The 20,373-nt window shown below is 34.8% G+C and carries 18 protein-coding genes; 10 read left to right on the top strand and 8 right to left on the bottom strand.

Annotated elements, in window-relative coordinates; translation table 11 throughout:
* Nucleotides 1-33: 33 nt before the first annotated feature.
* From G540_RS0101000 to dnaA, 7 genes are all read right to left on the bottom strand, one after another.
* Nucleotides 34-3,159 carry an SHIRT domain-containing protein gene (locus G540_RS0101000; protein ID WP_027106480.1) on the bottom strand — a complete coding sequence of 1,042 codons (3,126 nt, stop codon included), beginning with the start codon at nt 3,157-3,159 and terminating at the stop codon, nt 34-36.
* A gap of 144 nt (nt 3,160-3,303) precedes the next feature.
* Nucleotides 3,304-5,880 (bottom strand): DNA gyrase subunit A, encoded by a 2,577-nt coding sequence (gene gyrA / locus G540_RS0101005; protein ID WP_027106481.1) that lies wholly within the window; start codon nt 5,878-5,880, stop codon nt 3,304-3,306.
* 65 nt (nt 5,881-5,945) lie between these two features.
* Nucleotides 5,946-7,898 carry a DNA topoisomerase (ATP-hydrolyzing) subunit B gene (gene gyrB, locus G540_RS0101010; protein WP_027106482.1) on the bottom strand — a complete coding sequence of 651 codons (1,953 nt, stop codon included), beginning with the start codon at nt 7,896-7,898 and terminating at the stop codon, nt 5,946-5,948.
* A gap of 46 nt (nt 7,899-7,944) precedes the next feature.
* Complete coding sequence (gene recF, locus G540_RS06805) at nt 7,945-9,183, bottom strand: DNA replication/repair protein RecF (protein WP_051188906.1); 1,239 nt, start codon at nt 9,181-9,183, stop codon at nt 7,945-7,947.
* A 5-nt stretch (nt 9,184-9,188) separates the two neighbouring features.
* The gene (gene yaaA / locus G540_RS0101020) at nt 9,189-9,416 is read right to left on the bottom strand and encodes a S4 domain-containing protein YaaA (protein WP_027106483.1); all 228 of its coding nucleotides are present in this window, start codon (nt 9,414-9,416) and stop codon (nt 9,189-9,191) included.
* A gap of 228 nt (nt 9,417-9,644) precedes the next feature.
* Nucleotides 9,645-10,790 carry a DNA polymerase III subunit beta gene (dnaN, locus tag G540_RS0101025; protein WP_027106484.1) on the bottom strand — a complete coding sequence of 382 codons (1,146 nt, stop codon included), beginning with the start codon at nt 10,788-10,790 and terminating at the stop codon, nt 9,645-9,647.
* 201 nt (nt 10,791-10,991) lie between these two features.
* A complete protein-coding gene (gene dnaA, locus G540_RS0101030) occupies nt 10,992-12,350 on the bottom strand; it encodes a chromosomal replication initiator protein DnaA (protein WP_027106485.1) in 1,359 nt (452 codons plus the stop codon).
* Between the two features lie 515 nt (nt 12,351-12,865).
* On the opposite strand from dnaA, the gene rpmH reads away from it, so the two are divergent.
* The 10 genes from rpmH (at nt 12,866) to rpsN (ending at nt 19,498) form a co-directional block, all read left to right on the top strand.
* Nucleotides 12,866-13,000, top strand: coding sequence for a 50S ribosomal protein L34 (gene rpmH / locus G540_RS0101035; protein ID WP_010581276.1), 135 nt, complete (start codon nt 12,866-12,868; stop codon nt 12,998-13,000).
* 62 nt (nt 13,001-13,062) lie between these two features.
* On the top strand, nt 13,063-13,452 hold the full coding sequence (rnpA, locus tag G540_RS0101040) for a ribonuclease P protein component (protein ID WP_027106486.1): 390 nt from the start codon (nt 13,063-13,065) through the stop codon (nt 13,450-13,452).
* On the top strand, nt 13,436-14,287 hold the full coding sequence (locus G540_RS0101045; protein WP_035463447.1) for a YidC/Oxa1 family membrane protein insertase: 852 nt from the start codon (nt 13,436-13,438) through the stop codon (nt 14,285-14,287). Before rnpA ends, G540_RS0101045 begins: the two co-directional genes overlap by 17 nt.
* A gap of 111 nt (nt 14,288-14,398) precedes the next feature.
* Nucleotides 14,399-14,710, top strand: a complete 312-nt coding sequence (locus tag G540_RS0101050) for a hypothetical protein (RefSeq protein ID WP_027106488.1) — start codon at nt 14,399-14,401, stop codon at nt 14,708-14,710.
* 159 nt (nt 14,711-14,869) lie between these two features.
* Entirely contained in the window at nt 14,870-15,751 is an 882-nt protein-coding gene (locus G540_RS0101055) for an alpha/beta hydrolase (protein ID WP_035463449.1), read from the top strand.
* Nucleotides 15,752-16,049: 298 nt separating this feature from the next.
* On the top strand, nt 16,050-17,129 hold the full coding sequence (locus G540_RS0101060; protein ID WP_027106490.1) for an alpha/beta hydrolase: 1,080 nt from the start codon (nt 16,050-16,052) through the stop codon (nt 17,127-17,129).
* A gap of 890 nt (nt 17,130-18,019) precedes the next feature.
* Entirely contained in the window at nt 18,020-18,340 is a 321-nt protein-coding gene (locus G540_RS0101065) for a heavy metal-binding domain-containing protein (RefSeq protein WP_027106491.1), read from the top strand.
* A gap of 67 nt (nt 18,341-18,407) precedes the next feature.
* Nucleotides 18,408-18,833, top strand: coding sequence for a hypothetical protein (locus G540_RS0101070; protein ID WP_027106492.1), 426 nt, complete (start codon nt 18,408-18,410; stop codon nt 18,831-18,833).
* 121 nt (nt 18,834-18,954) lie between these two features.
* Nucleotides 18,955-19,095, top strand: a complete 141-nt coding sequence (locus tag G540_RS07380; RefSeq protein ID WP_155885124.1) for a hypothetical protein — start codon at nt 18,955-18,957, stop codon at nt 19,093-19,095.
* A 133-nt stretch (nt 19,096-19,228) separates the two neighbouring features.
* Nucleotides 19,229-19,498 (top strand): 30S ribosomal protein S14, encoded by a 270-nt coding sequence (gene rpsN / locus G540_RS0101080; RefSeq protein WP_027106494.1) that lies wholly within the window; start codon nt 19,229-19,231, stop codon nt 19,496-19,498.
* Between the two features lie 68 nt (nt 19,499-19,566).
* On the opposite strand, the gene apf is transcribed toward rpsN, so the two are convergent.
* Nucleotides 19,567-20,232 (bottom strand): aggregation-promoting factor, encoded by a 666-nt coding sequence (gene apf, locus G540_RS0101085; RefSeq protein WP_027106495.1) that lies wholly within the window; start codon nt 20,230-20,232, stop codon nt 19,567-19,569.
* Nucleotides 20,233-20,373: the final 141 nt, after the last annotated feature.

The following is a 20,373-nucleotide window of genomic DNA, read 5'->3' on the forward strand; positions in this document are numbered from 1 at the left end:
CCTTAAAAGGAACGAGCTATTTTGATTTAATTTTTAATTTTTCTTAATTTTATTTTTTAAAACGACAAATCCTCCGATAAATAGACCAAAAACACCTAATAAACTACTAATTACTGGCGCAAAATTTTGTTTTTCTCCCGTTTTTGGTAATATTTTGTCTTTAGTTTCTTTTTGTGGTTGTGTAGGTTCTTTTTCTTTTTGTGGTTTATTTGGTTTTGTAGGCTCTGGTGTTGGATCATCAGATTTACTTGCTTTAAATGTCCAAACTGCCTTAAATACTAAATCACCCTTAACAACAACTGCATCCTTTTGCCATGGAGTAGTTAATGTCCATGTCCCATCAGCCACTTTAATTTCAGTTGTATTAACCATTGCCGGTTGATATTTACTACCTTCAATTAAATCAGAATCTGCTTTAGGCAACAAATCAAGTACTGTTTGTGGCAATGTTTTTCCTGGTGTTCCACTCGTAAATTCATAACTTGCTTGATATTTTTTGATTGGTTTTGGTGTAAATTTCCATTCAGCAACTAAGTGTTGATCTTGCATAATTTTTTTGATTTGTTTTTGCCAATTATGAGTTAAAGTCCATGTTCCATCAGCGACTTGAATTGTTTTTTGCGTGATTTTAGCCGTATTTACATCACTACCTTGATCAAATTGCTGTGCAGCTGGCAATAAATCTTGAATCGACTGTGGTAAATCTTTTCCTGGAGTAACACTCTTAAAGGCATAATCAACATTAACTTGTTTAATCCAACCGGCATAAACATTTAAAAGATGCGGATTAACAATCTTTGTTACCATAGTTGTATTTGGTTCTAACTGACCAAAATGCCCCTTTGTAAAATCATATACGTTTTTTGTTGGATTTGTTAGGACATTTTCATCAGTTACTGCCGTTTGATACCAATTTTTCAACTTATAATGTGCCCGGGTTGGATTTTGTGATTCTGCCAAACGTGTCATTTGTACTGGATCAGTCCATGGTGTTTTAGAACTATAAATTGTATATAATTGTTCTTTCGTTGCTTTGTGATTGGCAAAAAAGGCATCTTTCGCATTAGCATGATAAATCATTTTAGCTCTTTGACCTAAAACAACTTCTTTTTGCGGTGCTAAAACAAAATCCCATTCCCCAATACCTTGGTGATCAGTATACGCTGCTACTTTTTGCGCAGTATCTTGACTAATATAATTTAAAAACTCTGAATCACTGGCTTGTGGTTGATAACCGTCAATCCCTTTCGCAACCACATATCCCACATGACGTTTTTGGGTTTCAGCAACTTTTTGATTTAAATTCCATTTACTGTCCTTGGCTTTTTCACTCACAGAAACATCAATTCTTTTGTCTAATTTTCCCGTTAATAAAATAGCCGATTGTTGATCTAAAACGCGCACATCACCATTTGTAATATTTGCTCGTGGAGTAATAATGACATCTTTTTTAGCATAAATATTGCTCCCACCATATTCTTGTTTACTTAAAACATGATGTTTTTCCGTTTCTTGATTATTATTAATCGTAGCTTGATCAACTTTTAAATATCCATCATTAAAAATCCCGCCGGTAATAAAATGAGCATGATTATTCGAAATATTAGCACCACCAGAAATAGTAAGGTGGCCTTGATTATAAATCGCTCCTGCAGTGGCACTAGCTACTGTAGAACTAATTGATCCCCCTAAAATATTAACTGTACTACCTTCATCGATAAACATTCCACCACCATAGTTGGCATTGTTCCAAGCATATGTGACGTTATTAATTAAGTCTGTATCTTGTAAGGTCACATTAACATTAGCATGTCGTTTATCATCTAATTGTGTCCCAATCGCAATCCCTGCACCTGAAATTTCACTAGTAAAATTTTGGATTTTTGTATTTTTAATCTCACCTTTAACAGTTGAGCCATCATAAAAACAAATTGCTCCCCCATATTTAGCCGTCTTTTTCCAACTAGCATTCCAAGCAACGCCAGAACCCGTCAAAGTTGAATTAACTAATTCAAAATTACCCGATCCAACAACTTGAATTAAGCCCCCTGCTTCTAAAGCATAAGATTTTAATCCAGTTTGAAAATTAGTATCTGCAATTTTTAAATTAGAACCTTCTGTTGTAATCGCTCCGCCAGCTGTAACTACATTTGTTAAATTCGGCGCAATTTCAAAATATGAATGTACTACTTCTGCTTTAGGGCAATTTTCGAATTTAATGGCACCACCTGTATTAGCGGCAGGTGTCGTAATTTTAAATGTTGTATTCTTAATCAAGACTTCACTATCCGTAGCTTCAATGGAGCCACCTTGACGTCCACCTGTATCCCAAATATCATCAGTATGATTACCTTCAAACAATGTCTGAGCCCGATTTTTAACTGTTTGATTTTGATTAATCTTCAGATGTGATCCACCTTCGAGTTTAATGGCACCACCTTCACCGTTCCATCCTTTCTTACCCAAAACACCACCTGTGGAATTATTCAAGAACTTACCACCTGTAATATTAATATTGGATGTTCCACTATAGATTGCACCACCGTGCGGAGCGGCATCTGCTGTTTTAGCTGCAACGCCTTCTTTTGTATGATTATTTTCAAAAGTTACATCGTTTAAATTTAAAGTAGAATGCAATGCATGAATCGCTCCACCTTGATAACTTTGTTTTAAAACACCTTGCGTATAAATATCTGGTAAATGTTGGGTTGTTCCATTTTTCACCGTTGTTTTCGTCAAAGTTAGATTATTAACTTCATTCAATGCAAATAGACGACCTTGATTGTTACCATCTAAAATGACATCTTTAAAAGTTGAACCTGATCCTTGTTTGCCGATCACAAACATATTTTGATTCACACTAGGCCAGTGACTTGTATCCAATTTGAGACAATGTTGATCTCCGTCAAGCTGAATTGGTTTTTCAACAATAAGCGGTTGCGTAATTTGAAAATCTTTCGTTAATTTAATTACTCCACCTTGTTTAACAGCTGCTTGTAATTCTGCAAAATTACCTACATTTTGAATTGTTGTATCTGCTGAAATTTCCGTCTTTGGTTGATATTGATTTTCAAAAACAAAAACTCCACCCGAGACTAAAAAAGCTGATAAAGTTAAACTAGCGACTGTCACAGCTTTTTGTGATTTTTTATGTACCATCAAAAGCCCTCCTATATAGCGTTGGTTACGCTTTCATTTCACTAATATATTTTAGCATAAAATACAACTTAATTCATTGAGATGCTTTCATAAAAAAATAGTCGCTTGTTAACTAACAAGCGACTATTTCTAATTTATTTAATTTTATTCTTCATCATTTTGTGCTTTATCTAAAAGACGTTCAACATCTTTTAAAGCATCAGCTTGATCTAATGTTTCATTCGTTTCTAAAACAACTTCTGTTTCAGTTACTTCAATGATTTCTTCATCAGAATCTTCTGGAAGTTCTGGTTCAACTTTCGTCATAGTTGCTACACGATCATCTTGATCCAGACGCATTAACCGAACACCTAGAGTTGCCCGACCTGTTTGTGAAACATCTGCAACAGCGAAGCGAATAATAACGCCAGCATCTGTAATCACTAACATATCTTCTGTTCCGTTTACTGAATTCAAGCCCGCTAATTTACCGTTTTTATCAGTAACATTTAAAGTTTTCACACCTTTGATGCCCCGACTCTTAACTGCATACTCACTAGCTGGCGTTTGTTTTCCGTAACCTTTTTCAGAAACAACTAAGACATTGTTTTCCGGTTCTAAAATAGCTGAACCAATAATATAATCATCTTCACGTAAACGAACACCACGCACACCTGATGCAGATCGGCCCATTTCGCGAACATCTGTTTCAGGGAAACTAACAGCATAGCCATCATGTGTCCCGATAATCATATTCTTAGTACCGTCAGTGATAACAACTTTGATTAATTCATCATTATCACGCAAATTAATAGCCTTTAGACCGTTTTTACGAACATTTTGGAACTCTGCTACACTTGTCCGTTTAACACGGCCATATAGCGTTGTAAAGAAGAGATATTGTTCTTTATCTTCTTGCTTATGTTCTTCAGTCACTTTAATAACAGCTTGAATTTTTTCTTCAGCTTCAATTCCTAATAAGTTAATTACTGGAATCCCTTTGGCAGTCCGTCCGTATTCAGGAATTTCATAACCTTTCATCCGGTAAACTTTACCAACATTTGTAAAGAAGAATAACTCATCGTGAGTTGAAGCAGTAATTAAATGTTCGATGAAGTCATCATCATGAATTCCCATACCTTTAATTCCTCGACCACCACGGTTTTGAGCTTTCAATTCTTCCGTTGCTAAACGTTTAATATATCCATTATGAGTTAAAGTAATTGTGATATTTTCTTCTTCAATTAAATCTTCATCTTCAATTGATAAAACTTCACCAACCATTAACTCAGAACGACGAGCGTCACCAAATTTTTCTTGAACCATTAATAATTCTTCATAAATGATTTGATGAATTCGTTCTGGACGAGCCAAAATATCTTCATAATCAGCAATTGCAGCCATTGTTTTTTGATATTCATTTTCGACTTTATCACGTTCTAAGCCTGTTAAACGAACTAAACGCATATCTAAAATCGCTTGTGCTTGTTTATTAGTCAATTGATATTCATTCATCAAACGATCTTTCGCAATATCTCCACTTTGAGAATTCCGAATAATACTAATAATCGCATCAATATGATCTAAAGCCACCCGTAACCCTTCTAAGATATGAGCACGTGCTTGCGCTTTTTTCAATTCAAATTGTGTCCGACGACGAATAACAACTTCTTGGTGAGCTAAATAATGTTCTAAAATTTGTTTTAAACTTAAGACTTTTGGTGTTCCATCAACAATCGCTAACATATTGAAACCAAATGTTGTTTGTAACATCGTCATCTTATATAAGTTGTTCAACACTACCGACGCACTATAGTCGCGACGAATATCAATAGAAATCCGCATTCCATCACGATCTGATTCATCTTTAATATCGGTAATACCTTCGATTTTCTTATCGCGTGCTAAATCAGCAATCCGCTCAATCAACTTCGCTTTATTGACCATATATGGTAATTCATGAACAACAATTTGTTCACGACCATTTTTTAATTCATCAATTTCAACTTTAGCACGTAATGTGATAGTTCCACGTCCTGTTTCATAAGCTTTTCTGATACCAGATTTACCCATCACAATCCCACCTGTTGGGAAGTCGGGTCCTGGAATAGCTTCCATTAAGTCAGCTGTTGTCGCATCAGGATTTTCCATTAAAACGTGTAAACCAGAAATAACTTCAGATAAGTTATGCGGTGGAATATTAGTTGTCATACCAACCGCAATCCCTGTTACCCCATTAACTAATAAGTTTGGGAAACGAGCAGGTAAAACAACCGGCTCTCTTTCACTCCCGTCATAGTTATCTTGGAAATCAATTGTATCTTTATTAATATCGCGTAACATTTCCAAAGCGATTTTTGACATTCTCGCTTCGGTATAACGCATCGCAGCAGCTCCATCGCCATCTACAGAACCAAAGTTCCCGTGACCATCAACTAACATATAACGATATGAAAAGTCTTGTGCCATCCGAACCATGGATTCATAAATCGCGGAATCCCCGTGTGGGTGATACTTACCCATAACATCGCCGACGATCCGGGCGGATTTCTTATATGGTTTATCTGGTGTCACACCTAATTCATTCATTCCGTATAAAATACGGCGGTGAACAGGTTTTAAACCATCGCGGACATCCGGTAAAGCCCGGGCCACGATAACACTCATTGCGTAATCTAAGAATGATTCTTTCATAACATTTGAAAGATCTATATCTGTAATTCGATTAGGTAATTCTACCAAGTCACTAACCCCCTATTTTCACTTTTTTCTGGACTAATATTTCCCGGGAAATTTTCCCGCAGAAATTAAACATCTAAGTTTTCTACATAGGTCGCATTGTTTTCGATAAATTCACGACGTGGCGCAACTTTATCACCCATCAACATATCAAATGTTGCATCAGCTTCTTGCGCATCACGTAAATCAACCCGTAATAAGCGGCGACGTTCAGGATCCATTGTTGTTTCCCATAATTGTTCGGCATCCATTTCACCTAACCCTTTATAGCGTTGAATAACGGGTTTTGGTGATGGTTGTAACGAACCTAAAACTTCTTGTAATTCTTCTTCTGAATCAATATATTTAACCATTTTACCTTGGCGAACTTGATACAATGGTGGTTGCGCAATATAGACATAACCCGCATCAATCATTGGTCGCATAAAGCGATAGAATAATGTTAATAATAAAGTCCGAATATGGGCCCCATCAACATCGGCATCCGTCATAATGATTAATTTATGATATTTTGCTTTACCAACATCAAATTCATCACCAAAACCTGTTCCTAAAGCTGTAAATAAGGACCGAATTTCTTCATTAGCTAAGATGCGATCTAATGTTGCTTTTTCAACGTTTAAAATTTTCCCCCGGATTGGCAAGATTGCTTGTGTTAAACGTGAGCGCCCTTGTTTTGCAGATCCTCCGGCGGAATCCCCTTCGACAATAAATAATTCTGAAATTTCTGGATCTTTACTTGTGTTATCAGCTAATTTACCAGGTAAGTTCGAAATTTCTAAACCATTTTTCTTCCGGGTAACTTCACGAGCTCTTTTAGCAGCAATTCGCGCTTTCGCTGCTAGTAAGCCTTTATCAACAATTTTCTTAGAAACTGTTGGATTTTCCATCAAGAACTTCGTAAACATTTCAGAAACAATCCGATCAGTTGCTGTTCTCGCATCAGAGTTCCCTAATTTAGTTTTTGTTTGTCCTTCAAATTGTGGATTAGGGTGTTTCACAGAGACGACTGCCGTTAAGCCTTCACGAACATCTTCACCGGATAAGTTAGCGTCGTTATCTTTTAAGATTTTAGCTTGACGCGCATAATCATTAATAATCCGTGTTAAAGCTGTTTTGAACCCTGATTCGTGAGTCCCACCTTCATAAGTATGAATATTATTTGTAAAAGTTAATAAATTCGTATGATAGTCATTCGTATATTGTAAAGCAACTTCAACCGCGATTCCGGCTTGTTCACCTTCAACATAGATTGGTTCTTCAAACAGAACTTCTTTTCCTGTGTTTAAATATTCAACGTATTCTTTAATCCCTCCAGCATAATGAAATTCATTTTTAACTGGTTTTTCCGGACGTAAATCTTCAATCGTAATTTTTAACCCTTTATTCAAGAATGCTAATTCCCGAATCCGTGTTGTTAAAATTTTAGTATCAAATTTAGTTGTTTCTGTAAAAATATCAGGATCGGGTACAAAATGAACTCTTGTTCCGTGTTCGTGCATACCACATGTCCCTGTGACTTGCATGGCGTGCTTAACTTTACCTAGTTCAAAGTCCATGGCATAAATATTTTCGTCACCTTCACGACGAACTTCAACATCTAAAGTTGTTGAAAGAGCATTAACAACTGATGCCCCTACACCGTGTAAACCACCAGACACTTTATAACCGCCACCGCCAAATTTCCCACCAGCGTGTAAAATTGTAAAGACAGTTTCTAATGCAGGACGTCCTGTTTTCTTTTGGATATCAACCGGAATCCCACGACCATTATCAATAATTGTAATACTTTCATCTTGTTCAATAATGACATTAATTTCATCTGCGAAACCAGCTAAGGCTTCATCAATCCCATTATCAATAATTTCCCAAACTAAGTGGTGCAACCCTTGTACACTAGTAGACCCAATATACATTCCGGGACGTTTACGAACGGCTTCGAGACCTTCTAAAACTTGAATCTGACTCGCATCATAAGCTTGTGCTGCTTCTTGTTGGTTAGCAAGTTGTTCTTCTGTCACAATAGTTCCTCCTTTGATCAGTAATCGTTAAGTTTTCATTGTGTTTTCATTCTTTTTTCGGAACGATTCCTAATATTTCATTTAGTTCTTGTTCTTTTTCAACTTTTTTCTTATTTTCTTGTAATTCAAGTTCTGTTGTTTTCATAAAACCTTCTTGTTGCAAGGTAACCTGACCTTGTTCAATCGCGAAAATCCGCGGTTCTTCAATCAAATTTTGCGCCACATCCGTTAATTGCGGTGTTGTTAAAAAGGTTTGAACTTTTCCTTGAATTGTTTTCAATAACAAAGTTTGTCTTTGGCTATCAAGTTCTGATAAAACGTCATCTAATAATAAAATCGGATACTCACCTGTTTTTTCATACATCACATCAATTTCCGCCAACTTTAAAGCTAAAGCAGCCGTTCTTTGTTGTCCTTGTGAGCCATAAATTTGAACATTTTTATCATTCAATAAGATTCGCATATCATCACGGTGCGGTCCAACTAAAGTTGTTCCACGCTTGATTTCATAGTTTTTCAACTTTTGATATTCAGCTTTTAAAGCTTTTTGTAAATTTTCAACTGTTAATTCCGAGGCTGTCATTTCTGAAAATTCTTTTAAACTACAATCATAGACTAACTTCAACTCTTCTTTCGCTTGACTAATTTCACTTTGCGTTTTTTGAGCATGTTTTTCTAAAATTTGTAAAAATTGTTGCCGCTTAAAAATTACTTGACTACCATAAATTGCTAGTTGATCTGATAAAACATCTAAATAGAGTTCATCTTGAGCTTGTTTTTGCCGTAACATTTTCAAATATTGATTTTTTTGTTTTAAGACTTGGCGATATTGCGATAAACTCGCTAAATATTGACTATCAATTTGGCCAAATTCCATATCAATAAAACGTCGCCGGAGAGTCGGTGCTCCTTTAACAAGAGCTAAATCTTCTGGTGCAAATAAAATCACATTTAATTGACCTAAATATTGCGAAAGTCGCGCTTTTTCCAATTGGTTAACTAACGCTTTTTTGCCTTTTTTATTTAAGATTAAATCTAATTTTGATTTACCTAATCGCCGTTGGATTGTTCCAGAAATTTTCGCAAACTCCTCTTCAAACGCAATCATTTCTTTATCATTCGTAGTTCGATGACTCCGCGCTAAAGCTAAAACATAGATTGCTTCTAACAAATTAGTTTTCCCTTGAGCGTTTTCGCCAATCAAAACATTTACGTGAGGGGAAAATTCTAATTCTAATTTCGGATAATTTCGAAAATTAGTTAATTGAATTTTTTGTAAATCCATGGAAATTAAGACTGTGCTTTCATTACAAAGCGGCCAACGTTTTTGATTTCAACTTGATCATTTGGATACAATTTCCGACCACGACGAAAATCATTTTCACCATTTACGAAGATATCTTCACCATATTCACTTAAGAACCACTTCGCTTGGCCACCGGAACTAATTACATCAGCAATTTTCAATAATTGCCCTAAAGTTACATAGGGTGTCGTTAAATAAATTTCTTGTTCCAATTTTCTCCCTCACTTTCTTAAATTCACCTTCTAATTATACCTTTTTTACCCTTAAAAAACAATTTAAAGTCAATTTAAGGCATTTTTTATTATTTTAATGTATTTATACTATCTCCCCTAAAAAACGGCTTAAATCATCTTAATTTTATTTATAATGCGTATTTATATCTTATCCTACAAAAAAACACCACCTTCTCATCAGAAGGTGGTGTTTTTTAAAATTAGTTTTTAATCGGCTGTCCGAACTGGTGTCACCAATTGGACAAAATCATTTTCATTTTCTGTTGGAACTAAAATAAATGGTCGCAATGGTTGAGTGAATGAAATTTTAATTGTTGATTGTCCAAATGAACGTAAAGCATCTTTCATATAATCTGGATTAAACGCAATTTCTAAATCATTCCCAGTTAAGTTTTGGAAAGCAATTTCTTCTTCAACATTCCCAATTTCTGGTGAATTACCAAAGAGTGTTGCTGTTTGAGCATCCACTTCCATTTTCAAACGAACAACATTACTGTGTCCTTGATGTGAAAGTAATGACGCACGATCAATAGATTGCATCAAGCTAGGTGCATCTAATTCTAATTGAGTTTCACTTGTTGTTGGAATTAAACGTTGTGTATCAGGATACATACCTTCTAACAAACGTGAATAAAATGATGAATGACCAAACATAAATAAGACTTGGCTTTCAGCGATTTGAATAACAACATCATCTTTATTCGCATCTAACATTGTTGCTAATTCTTTTAAAGAACGTCCAGGTACAATAATATCGTAACGCATTGTTGTATCAGCGTTTGCTAATTGAATACGACGTTGACTTAAACGGTGTGAGTCAGTTGCAACGGCACGTAATTCTCCGTTTTCAATGACTAAATGAACACCTGTTAACATCGGACGCATTTCTTGTTTTGAAACAGCCATAACTGTTTGATTAATAACTTGTTTTAAAACATCACTTGCAACAAGTAATTGTTCAGTTGTATCAACTTCTGGTAATCGTGGATATTCATTTGGATCTAATCCGTTAATTACAAATTCAGATGAACCTGATGTAATTGTTGCTTGGAAGCGTTCATTAACTTCAATTGTTAATGTATCTTCTGGTAATTTTTTCACAATATTAATAAAGAAGTTTGCTGGTAAAACAATGCTACCAACTTGTTCAACTTCTAAAGCTGCATGATCATCTCCAATGGAAATAATTGTTTCAACAGAGATATCAGCATCACTACCTGTCAAAATTAAGGCATCCATTGTGAGGTTTAATTTAATTCCTTTTAAAATATCAATAGCTACTTTTGAAGAAATAGCACGTTGAACATCACTTAAATAATTAATAAATGCAGAGCGACGAACTGTAAATTTCATAAATATTTTGACCTCCCGCTTAATAAATAGATATTAGTATTAAAATAGTTGTAGTAGTAGGCCCTGTTTATTATGTGGAAAACTAAACAAAACAAATGATGACACGCTTTTCCACTTGTGGAAAAGGTGTTGATAATTTTAAATAGTTGTGCACATTTGTCCACAAGAAAGACCTTCTAATGAGATTAGCCCGTTTAAAAATTAATCTTTTAGTTGGGCTTTTAATTCTTGAATTTGTTTTTGGAGATCACGATCAGTTGCGAGTTGTTCGGCAATTTTTGTATGGGCATGAATCACGGTTGTGTGATCTTTGCCGCCGAATTCTTCACCAATTTTTGGTAAAGAAGCATCGGTTAATTCACGTGATAAGTACATAGCAATTTGTCGTGGGACAACAATTTGTTTAACGCGTTTGCGACCTTTTAAATCTTTAACAGTTAAATGGAAATATTTCGCAACATAATCTTGAATAATTGAAATCGAAAGTAGATTAGTTTTGTTATTTCCTTTTAAATTCCGTAAAGCTTCAGCTGCTAAACTAGTAGAAACAGGTTGATTCATCATATTAGCGTAAGCTTGAACGCGCACAAGAGCACCTTCTAATTCACGGATATTTGAATCAAATTGGCCAGCGACATAACTGAAAGTATCATTTGGAATCGACATATTTTCAGCTTTTGCTTTATTGCGGAGAATAGCGATCCGCGTTTCATAATCCGGAGGTGTAATATCAACCGGAAGTCCCCATTCGAAACGAGAAACAAGACGAGCTTGTAATTTGGAAATCTCGTTTGGTAATCGATCGGCAGAAAGGACAATTTGTTTTTTATTATCATATAGTGTGTTAAATGTATGGAAAAATTCTTCTTGAGTCCCAACTTTATCAGCGAAAAACTGAATATCATCTACTAATAAAACGTCGACATTCCGGTATTCTTGGCGGAATTCTTCTTGACGTTTATTTTGGATTGATTTGATAAAGTCGTTTGCGAAAGCTTCACTCGTGACGTACTTAATTTTAGCCGTAGGATTTGTTTGTAACACTTGATGACCAATTGCATGCATCAAGTGAGTTTTACCTAAACCAACACCACCATAGAAGAAAAGTGGATTATATAAGCCACCGGGTTCTTCAGAAACTGCTAAAGCAGCTGCATGAGCAAGTTGGTTTCCTTTCCCAACGATAAAACGATCAAACGTATAATTTTCGTTTAATTGTGAATCGTGATGGAACATTTTGGTTTCGGCTTGGCCTGGAGTGGGAGATGTCGCTTGAGCATCACTTAACGGATTTGCTTCATTTTTTAATTTAATTAAAACATTAACCGTAGTTGGTAAGGCTTGTGCAGCCAAAACTTGTTCTAAAATTGCTGACGCTGGGGCCAGTAAATTATTTGACCAATAATCCCGATGTAATTGCGAAGGAACTTCGATTACAAAAGTTTGATCAGTAAATTGAACAGGTTTGGCACTGCCAATCCATGTGTTAAAACTGAGCTCTGAGAGACTCTTCTTGAATTCATCGCATAAATATTGCCACAAAGTTTCAAGATCTGGCACAAAGATACGCTCCTTTCTTAGAAAAAATATTACAATTTATTTTAGCATTTACAAAAAAAGTTTTCCACAAGAATGTGAAAAAGATTAAAAAGAAAATCACAGGCTGTAAATTGAACAAATCACACGCTGTGGAAAACTATAAAATACCATCTGGGTTATAGGGGTTATGCACAGAAGAATGATAAAAAGCTGCCTTGACACAATAATGTTTCTAAGACTTAATAACAAAAATAAAAACATTGTGGATAACCATAAACACAGGGTGTGAATTGTTGAAAAAAGCGTGAACAAGCTTGGGGATGTAAAAAAAGTATTTACAAGGTAATCCACAAAAAAAGAGAAATAAAACCGCTTTTTTGGGGATAACTTTTTAGAATGATTGTCAAGAAAAACTTTTAATTTAGAGAACTTTGTGCTAATATATTTGAGTAAGTCTTGATTTGACAAGAAACTGCATATTTAGTAAGATTTAAAATATATTCTAAATAAGTATAGTAATGAGGGAGGTGTCCTTAATGAAAAGAACTTATCAACCTAAGAAACGTCACCGTCAACGTGTCCACGGTTTCCGCAAACGTATGAGCACAAGCAACGGTCGTAAAGTTTTAGCACGTAGACGCCGTAAAGGCAGAAAAGTCTTGTCTGCATAGATCACTGGACCGTCAGTGGTCTTTTTTTCTGTTATGTAGGCTTTTTAATGGAGATTATTATTATGAGAAAATCATACCGCGTTAAGAAAGAAGCGGAATTCCAAGAAGTCTTTACCCAAGGAAAATCTTGTGCAAACCGACAATTTGTCATTTATGTATTAGAAAAACCAGAGCAACCGCATTTTCGTGTCGGCATTTCAGTCGGCAAGAAAATCGGGAACGCTGTGGAACGTAATTGGGTTAAACGGCGAATTCGCCAAAGCTTGACTGAGCTAAAACCTCAATTAAGAGCTGATGTTGACTTTTTAGTTATTGGCCGGGTCGGTCTGGCTGCAATGGAAATGCATCAACTCAAAAAACACTTGGTGCACGCTTTGCAAGTTGCAGAATTGTTACCAGAGAATCAGTCAGAACAAAAAAGTGAGGATGAAAATTATGAACAAAAGTCATAAAAAACGTCTTTTAGTTCTTATGAGCTCCTTAACACTTGTCTTTTTCCTAACTGGTTGTAGCAGTGATATTTTATCATCACCTGTTACTGAAAATTCAACAGGGATTTGGGATCATTATGTGGTCTGGAATTTCATTCGCGTTATTGAGTTTTTAAGTGATCTTTTGGGTCATAGCTATGGTTGGGGGATTGTTGCCTTCACAATTATCGTCCGGATTATTATTTTACCGTTGATGATTTATCAAATGAAGTCAATGCGTAAAACAAGTGACTTACAACCACAATTAAAAGCATTACAAGCAAAATATCCTGGCAAAGACCGTGAATCACGGGAAAAAATGATGGCCGAACAACAAAAATTATATTCTGAAGCAGGAGTTAATCCGGTTGCAGGTTGTTTACCATTAATTATTCAAATGCCAATTTTATATGCATTGTATCAAGCGATTTATCGCTCACCAGTATTGAAAACTGGGCATTTCTTGTGGACTGAGTTAGGTAGTACGGATCCGTATTACATATTGCCAATTCTTGCAGCACTCTTCACGTTCTTAACTACAAAATTAAGCATGATGTCACAAGCTGAAAGTAATATTATGACACGGTCAATGACTTATGTTATGCCGTTGATGATTTTCTTTATGGCTATTAAATTCCCAGCAGCTTTAGGCTTGTACTGGGTAGTTACAAATGCTTTCTCTGTAGGACAAACTTTAATGATTAATAATCCATATAAGATTCGTCGCGAACGTGCTGAAAAAGTAAATGCGCAAAAAACTCGGGAACGTAAGCTTGCAAAAGCTAAAAAACGAGCATATAAAACCAAAAAGAATTAAAAACTAAGCAGATCTGATTAACAGATCTGCTTTTTTTATCGGTAAATTAGCTATCAGAGTAAAAAATAGGCTATAATTAAAATAAGTAAACAGAAGAAAAGAGTTGGTAAGATGCAAATGGAAATTGCAAACACATTATTATATTTAGCTTTGATTTTAGTAATCTTAAGTGCATATAAAAATGATCGTAAAGTTCGTGTGTTAGAAGGCGAAATGCGTGGGTTACGTCGTCGCTTTTATTATCTTAGTCAAGCAACAAACAAAATGGATGTTGAATTGATGGGGTGTAAAGTTACACCGGCGGTCTTTATGCAAATGGTTGAATTAAAAGATAAAAAAGATCGTGCTGGCGCCATGCGTGTTTTAAGTGAAGCAACAGGCTTAAGTGCGGGAGAATGTAAAAAAATTATCGAAGAACTTTAAAAATCTTTTTTCAGAGTAGCTGTTAAAAAAACAGCTACTCTTTTTTTGCACAAGTGGATAAAAACTCATCAAAAACTTATCCTCAAGTCTAGCGACAAGGAGCTTTTTTTGTGGGATAATATCACAGAGAAGAGAACAGAGTTAGGGAGGAGGATTCTGATGCAGTCGTATAAACTGAATACAGAGAATCAAACGAAATTGGATCTACTTGTCTTTTCATATCCAAAAGAAAAAGCGAAAGGAATCGTCCAAGTTATCCATGGTGCATTAGAATATAAAGAACGTTACGTTGGTTTAGCGCAGTTTTTAAATGAACAAGGTTACGTTGTTGTTTTATCAGATAATCGAGGGCATGGGGAGTCCACATCAGCACAAGATCCTTTTGGTGTTATGCGTGATGTCGATTTGTTATTAGCCGATCAAAAACGTGTTTTAGATTTTATCAAAGCTAAATATCCGGGGTTGCCAGTGACAATTTTTGGTCATTCATATGGAGCGATTTTAGGAAGATTGTTTTTACAAAAACATGATCATGAAATTGCGAAATTAATTATTACGGGAACTCCTTATTATGTAGGAATTGTGCCTTTAGGGATTAAAATTACGCAATTAGCGCAACTATATAAAAAAGAAGATGAGTACTCTTGGATGGTCCAAAAAATCTGTGGGGCAAGTATTACCGGATATGATTGGTTAAGTTATAATCAAGAAAATATTGAAAAAGTTAAAAATGATCCAAAAATGATGAAGCAATATCCCGTTATTAGTATGGAAACGATGTTACGTGCGATGTATCGCTTAAAAGATTATCGTTCTTATCAATGTCAAAATCCAATGTTACCAATTTATAATTTAGTTGGTTGTGATGATCAACAAATTACAGGTGGCCAAAAAGGGATTGCTGATTCATTGGCAACTTTACAAAAAGTAGGGTATCAAAATATCCGCAGTGAAGAAATGTCGGGCATGAAACATGAAATCTTATTTGAAGATCGGAAAGAAGATGTTTATGCGAAGATCTTAGCTTTTTTAGAACAATAAAGCTAACAAAAAAAGCGACTGTGGGGAACAGTCGCTTTTTTTAACGTATAAGAGTGAAATATGATGTTATTGGGGTGGAAATGACAAAGTGACAAAACAACAAAAGTTTTAAATGCAATTGGTAAATAGGAATCATTTACTTAAGCAAGTAAAGAATAACATGAAAAAAAACCTGTCAGTAGGTTTTAAAATGGGTTCTAATAGTGATTTGTATAGTTGTAAAAAACAAAGAAACACCAAAAATGTTAAAATATAAAATAAGGACAAACCTTTTATTTATAAGAAAGGAGTTAAAATTATGCGTAAAAAGTTGTTACAAATTGGATTAAATAGCGGAATTGGTCTAATTGGTGGTGCTGCGTTGGGGTACCCTTTAATGAAGAGACAAAAACAAATTCAAAAAAGTCAGAATAAATTTAAAAAGTGGTTAAAAAAAGGAAAACCATTAAAAAAGAAATTAAGTTATCGTGATGAAAATTTAGAATTTTTAACGATTGAATCGCCAATTGATCAGCTGCCATTATCGGTACGAGTTTATAAGACTAAAAAACCTAAAGGGTTAGTCCAAATTGTTCATGGTTGTCAAGAATACAAGAAAAATTATTATGAACTGGCGCATTATTTACAAAAAGCCGGCTATGCTTGTATATTAGCGAGCCAAAGGGGTCATGGTGATTCGATTAATCGCAAAAATCCCCGTGGGTATATTAGTGATCTTCCTAGTTGTGTTGCAGATCAAATTGCTGTTACACATTATTTACAAGAGTTATATCCTGATAAAAAATTACCTTTGGCTTTAATTGGCCATTCTTTTGGTTCATTAATTGTCCGAGAATATTTAAAAACACAAAGTCAAAATGTTCAAAAAGTTATTTTATTAGGAACAGTTCAACCTTATGATTTAGCTGGATTAGCGAGTCAAATTGCAAAAATAGTCACGTTGTATACCGGAGCACGAAATACAGAATTGCTATTAGCGAATTATGCGGCTTTATTACCGTATCATAGTCGTAAAAAATGGGTATCAAATAATCCTGCTTTTTTAGAAGATACATTACTGGATCCCAAAACAGTGCGCGATTATACTAAACAAGGCTTATTAACGATTTTAGAAGCTGATCAAGCCTTAACACAATTAGCGACACCTGATGAAATTAATCAGCGCAATCATACTGTGCAAATTTTAAGTTTAACGGGTGAATATGATCGTGTAACGGGAGGTCCTAGTGGATTACGGCAAACGAAAAAAGCTTTAATTGCACAAGGTTTTCCTTTGTTTGAAGCAGTAGAATTATCGGGAATGGTTCATGATATTTTACATGATGAAGATAGTAAAGAGCGGGTATATCCGGCCATTTTAAAATTTTTGGCAAAATAAAAAGAACAAAGCGGATTAACTTTGTCCTTAGGGTCGTGACTACTCGGGTCAGAGTAGTCGATGGGTATGGGTATGAAAAAACGGTGACTTTAGTATAAAACTAAAGTGAGTCTAAGGTGATGAACTTCATCACCTTCATGAAAAATTATAGCGTGTTTTCAAAAAACGCGCAATAGTATTTTCATAAAAAACGAAACTTATGAAAACAAAAAGTGGTAATTACATTTAGTAATTACCACTATCGAATCATCATATCAAGCAGCTTTGTTAGGTAGGGGGAGAGCTACTTGATAGATTAAATGTTATTGAGGAGAGACCTAGATATTAGGGGATATCTACGTCGAAAGGTAATCTTACCTTCTGGTATAAAATATATACCCATTTTATAATTTTTGCAAATTATATACTCATAAAATTTCTAAAAAATTGACCGGCCAGTGGAAAAAAGTCCACTGCCGGTCAGTCGTAAAAATGGTTAGTGAAAACACTAACGATGTTATTATAAAAAGTTAGTGAAAAAAGTAAAAGTGTTTTCATAAAAATAAATACAAATTTAAACAAGTTAATCTAATATCAAAAAATTAGGAATGAAAGCTTTTGTGAAAGCGGTTTAAATTTAACGAAAAAGTAAATTTTAAACTATTCAAAAAATATTTTTAACATGGTATACTTATAAAGTAAGCTTATATCAAAATTTTGATATAGACTGAACTTAATTGTTGCCAGTAATTAACTTTTTGGCTGGAGTTAGTTACATAAAAAACAGCTCTAACCGCTTGAGCTGAGGCGAAATTAAGTAACAATGAAGGATTTCCCCTTCGAATAGCACTCTTTTTAGGTAGAGAGTGCTATTTTTTATTAAAAAGCCAAAAATGCAAGGAGGTCATAGCATGGAAAAAATGTTAGTAATGACAACAGAAAGAATTCCTAATCAAGAATATAAAGTAATTGGTGAAGTTTTCGGAGTAACAACTCAATCCAAAAATGTAGTTAGTGATTTTGGAGCAGGTATTAAAAGTGTGTTTGGTGGCGAAATTACAGCTTATACAGATATGTTACAACAATCACGTTCTGTCGCAATTGAAAGAATGTGTGATGAAGCACGGAAACAAGGTGCTGATGCAGTTGTAATGATGCGTTTTGATTCTGGTTCAATCGCAGGCGATATGCAATCAGTTGTTGCATATGGTACAGCGGTTAAATATATTTAAGCTGAACAAAAGAAACCCACCACGGCCTAAAAACCGTGGTCTTTTTAATTAGAAAGTAGGTGAGAAGTTGTTATTTATTAAGAGAAAATCTAATCACAAACAAGGGAATATTGCTTTAACGTTAGCAAGCTATTATATAGGGACAGATATTATTTTATGGTTGATCAATCGTGGTTTTGGTATTGATCAGTTACCAGTTATTTTTTTGAAATTAGCAATTTATGCTTTGGTAACGCTTGGAATCGGATTGATTGAAGAGCGTTTTGGGTTGGATTATTTTACAACTTTTTATCAATTAAAAACCAGTCAAGAAATCAGTGCATTTTATGCTGAAAACAAACAAAAATTACAACGTGATCCACAAGCTCCGGAACAAAAAGCTTTTTTACGACGGAATAAAATTAGTAATATCGCTTTATTATTAGTTACGGTTTTATCATTATGGGCCATGTTTCAAGTTGTGTGGTTTAGTGTGAGATTATTATTATTCTAGGTTAAAAGATAACGAAAAATATATTATACTAGTAATGCATAAAGTGTTAGAGAGAGGTTTTTTAAAGAAAAGAATGAAAAAATTAGCGTACGTGAGCCTAACAAGCTTTATTACATTAGTATTGAGTCTCGCGTTTATTGTCGGACAAATGTTGAAATATACGCAATTGAGTGCAAATGTAATAGCAGCAATCGCCTTAATTGGGGGATATGTAGCGACAAAAGTTATTTATCGCTTTTATGGCTGGAAAAAAATCATATAAATAAGAGAACTTGTCAGCAAAAATTGTTGGCAAGTTTTTTGTTAAAAAAGTGTTGACAAAAAGTAAGCATGGTATTATATTTAATTAGTAATGATTACCATTTAAAAACGAAAAACAAGAAAGAAGGAATTGAATGGCTAAAAAATCAAAAATTGCTAAAATGAAAAAGCAAGAAATGTTAATTGAAAAATATGCAAAACAAAGACAATTATTAAAAGAACAAGGCAACTACCAAGCATTAGCAAAATTACCAAAAGATTCTAATCCAAATCGTTTACGTAATCGTGATCAACTAGATGGTCGACCACGTGGATATTTACGTAAATTTGGGATGTCACGAATTAATTTCCGGAAACTCGCACATCAAGGCCTAATTCCTGGTGTGAAAAAAGCTAGCTGGTAGACTAAAAACAAACTAAAAAGAGGAATCTCATTTAATGAGATTCCTCTTTTATTATTTAAAATTTTATTTTAGTACCAACCAGTTGCATACCAGTGAGCTTTAGCATTTGCCCATGAACCATAACGACTTGTTACGTAGTTGTTAGCAACACGTTCTTGGTTAGCTGGTGATAAATCGCCACCTAGGTATGAGCGATCTAATTGATATTTACCATAGTAACGACCGTTAGATGCTGTATAAGAACCGCCTGATTCTTTGTTAGCGATGAATGCGCGTGCAGATGCTTCAGATGAATTAGTATTTACTGGAGCAGCAGGTGCATGATAAGTTGTGCGTTGAACAACTGGAGCAGCAACACGTTGTACAGCTGGTTTAGCTTGAGCAACAGCTACTGTTTGGACAGCGCTTTGTTTGATTACTGGGTTAAGTGCTAAGAAATGTTCTGTAATTTCTTTAGCTTCTTTATCAACTTCAACTAAACGTTTTTTCATTTCTGATTTTTTAAGTTTAGATGTAATTTTGATTTTTTCACCAGGGAAAATCATATTTACATTAGCAATCTTGTTGTCTTTAGCGATTGCATCTGTTGTTGTTTCTAAAGCTGTAGCGATTTGAGAAACAGTGTTACCTGGCTTGATAGTATATTGTACTGAATCAGCGTTGGCAACTGTTGATCCACCAATAAGGATCCCAGCAGCTGCTGATAATGATAATAAAATCTGTTTGAATTTCATAAAAATTTTTCACTCCTGTGTGTTTGTTTGCGACAGACTAATTAGTAGTCGACGCTGAATTTATCTTGAAAGCACTGAAAATGAAACGTCAGTGCTTTAAGCTCATGTCTTACGAGCTAACGATACTTAGTATAAGTGAGT

Source organism: Ligilactobacillus ceti DSM 22408 (assembly GCF_000423245.1).
In the GTDB taxonomy this organism is placed as follows: Bacteria; Bacillota; Bacilli; order Lactobacillales; family Lactobacillaceae; genus Ligilactobacillus; species Ligilactobacillus ceti.

What these genes read in the sequence shown, in the direction of transcription:
- apf (WP_027106495.1), bottom strand. Translation starts at nt 20,232, where the DNA reads ATGAAATTCAAACAGATTTTATTATCATTATCAGCAGCTGCTGGGATC.
- G540_RS0101045 (WP_035463447.1), top strand. Translation starts at nt 13,436, where the DNA reads ATGAACAAAAGTCATAAAAAACGTCTTTTAGTTCTTATGAGCTCCTTA.
- G540_RS0101060 (WP_027106490.1), top strand. Translation starts at nt 16,050, where the DNA reads ATGCGTAAAAAGTTGTTACAAATTGGATTAAATAGCGGAATTGGTCTA.
- dnaN (WP_027106484.1), bottom strand. Translation starts at nt 10,790, where the DNA reads ATGAAATTTACAGTTCGTCGCTCTGCATTTATTAATTATTTAAGTGAT.
- recF (WP_051188906.1), bottom strand. Translation starts at nt 9,183, where the DNA reads ATGGATTTACAAAAAATTCAATTAACTAATTTTCGAAATTATCCGAAA.
- G540_RS0101065 (WP_027106491.1), top strand. Translation starts at nt 18,020, where the DNA reads ATGGAAAAAATGTTAGTAATGACAACAGAAAGAATTCCTAATCAAGAA.
- G540_RS0101000 (WP_027106480.1), bottom strand. Translation starts at nt 3,159, where the DNA reads ATGGTACATAAAAAATCACAAAAAGCTGTGACAGTCGCTAGTTTAACT.
- rpsN (WP_027106494.1), top strand. Translation starts at nt 19,229, where the DNA reads ATGGCTAAAAAATCAAAAATTGCTAAAATGAAAAAGCAAGAAATGTTA.
- G540_RS0101055 (WP_035463449.1), top strand. Translation starts at nt 14,870, where the DNA reads ATGCAGTCGTATAAACTGAATACAGAGAATCAAACGAAATTGGATCTA.
- G540_RS0101050 (WP_027106488.1), top strand. Translation starts at nt 14,399, where the DNA reads ATGCAAATGGAAATTGCAAACACATTATTATATTTAGCTTTGATTTTA.
- rpmH (WP_010581276.1), top strand. Translation starts at nt 12,866, where the DNA reads ATGAAAAGAACTTATCAACCTAAGAAACGTCACCGTCAACGTGTCCAC.
- rnpA (WP_027106486.1), top strand. Translation starts at nt 13,063, where the DNA reads ATGAGAAAATCATACCGCGTTAAGAAAGAAGCGGAATTCCAAGAAGTC.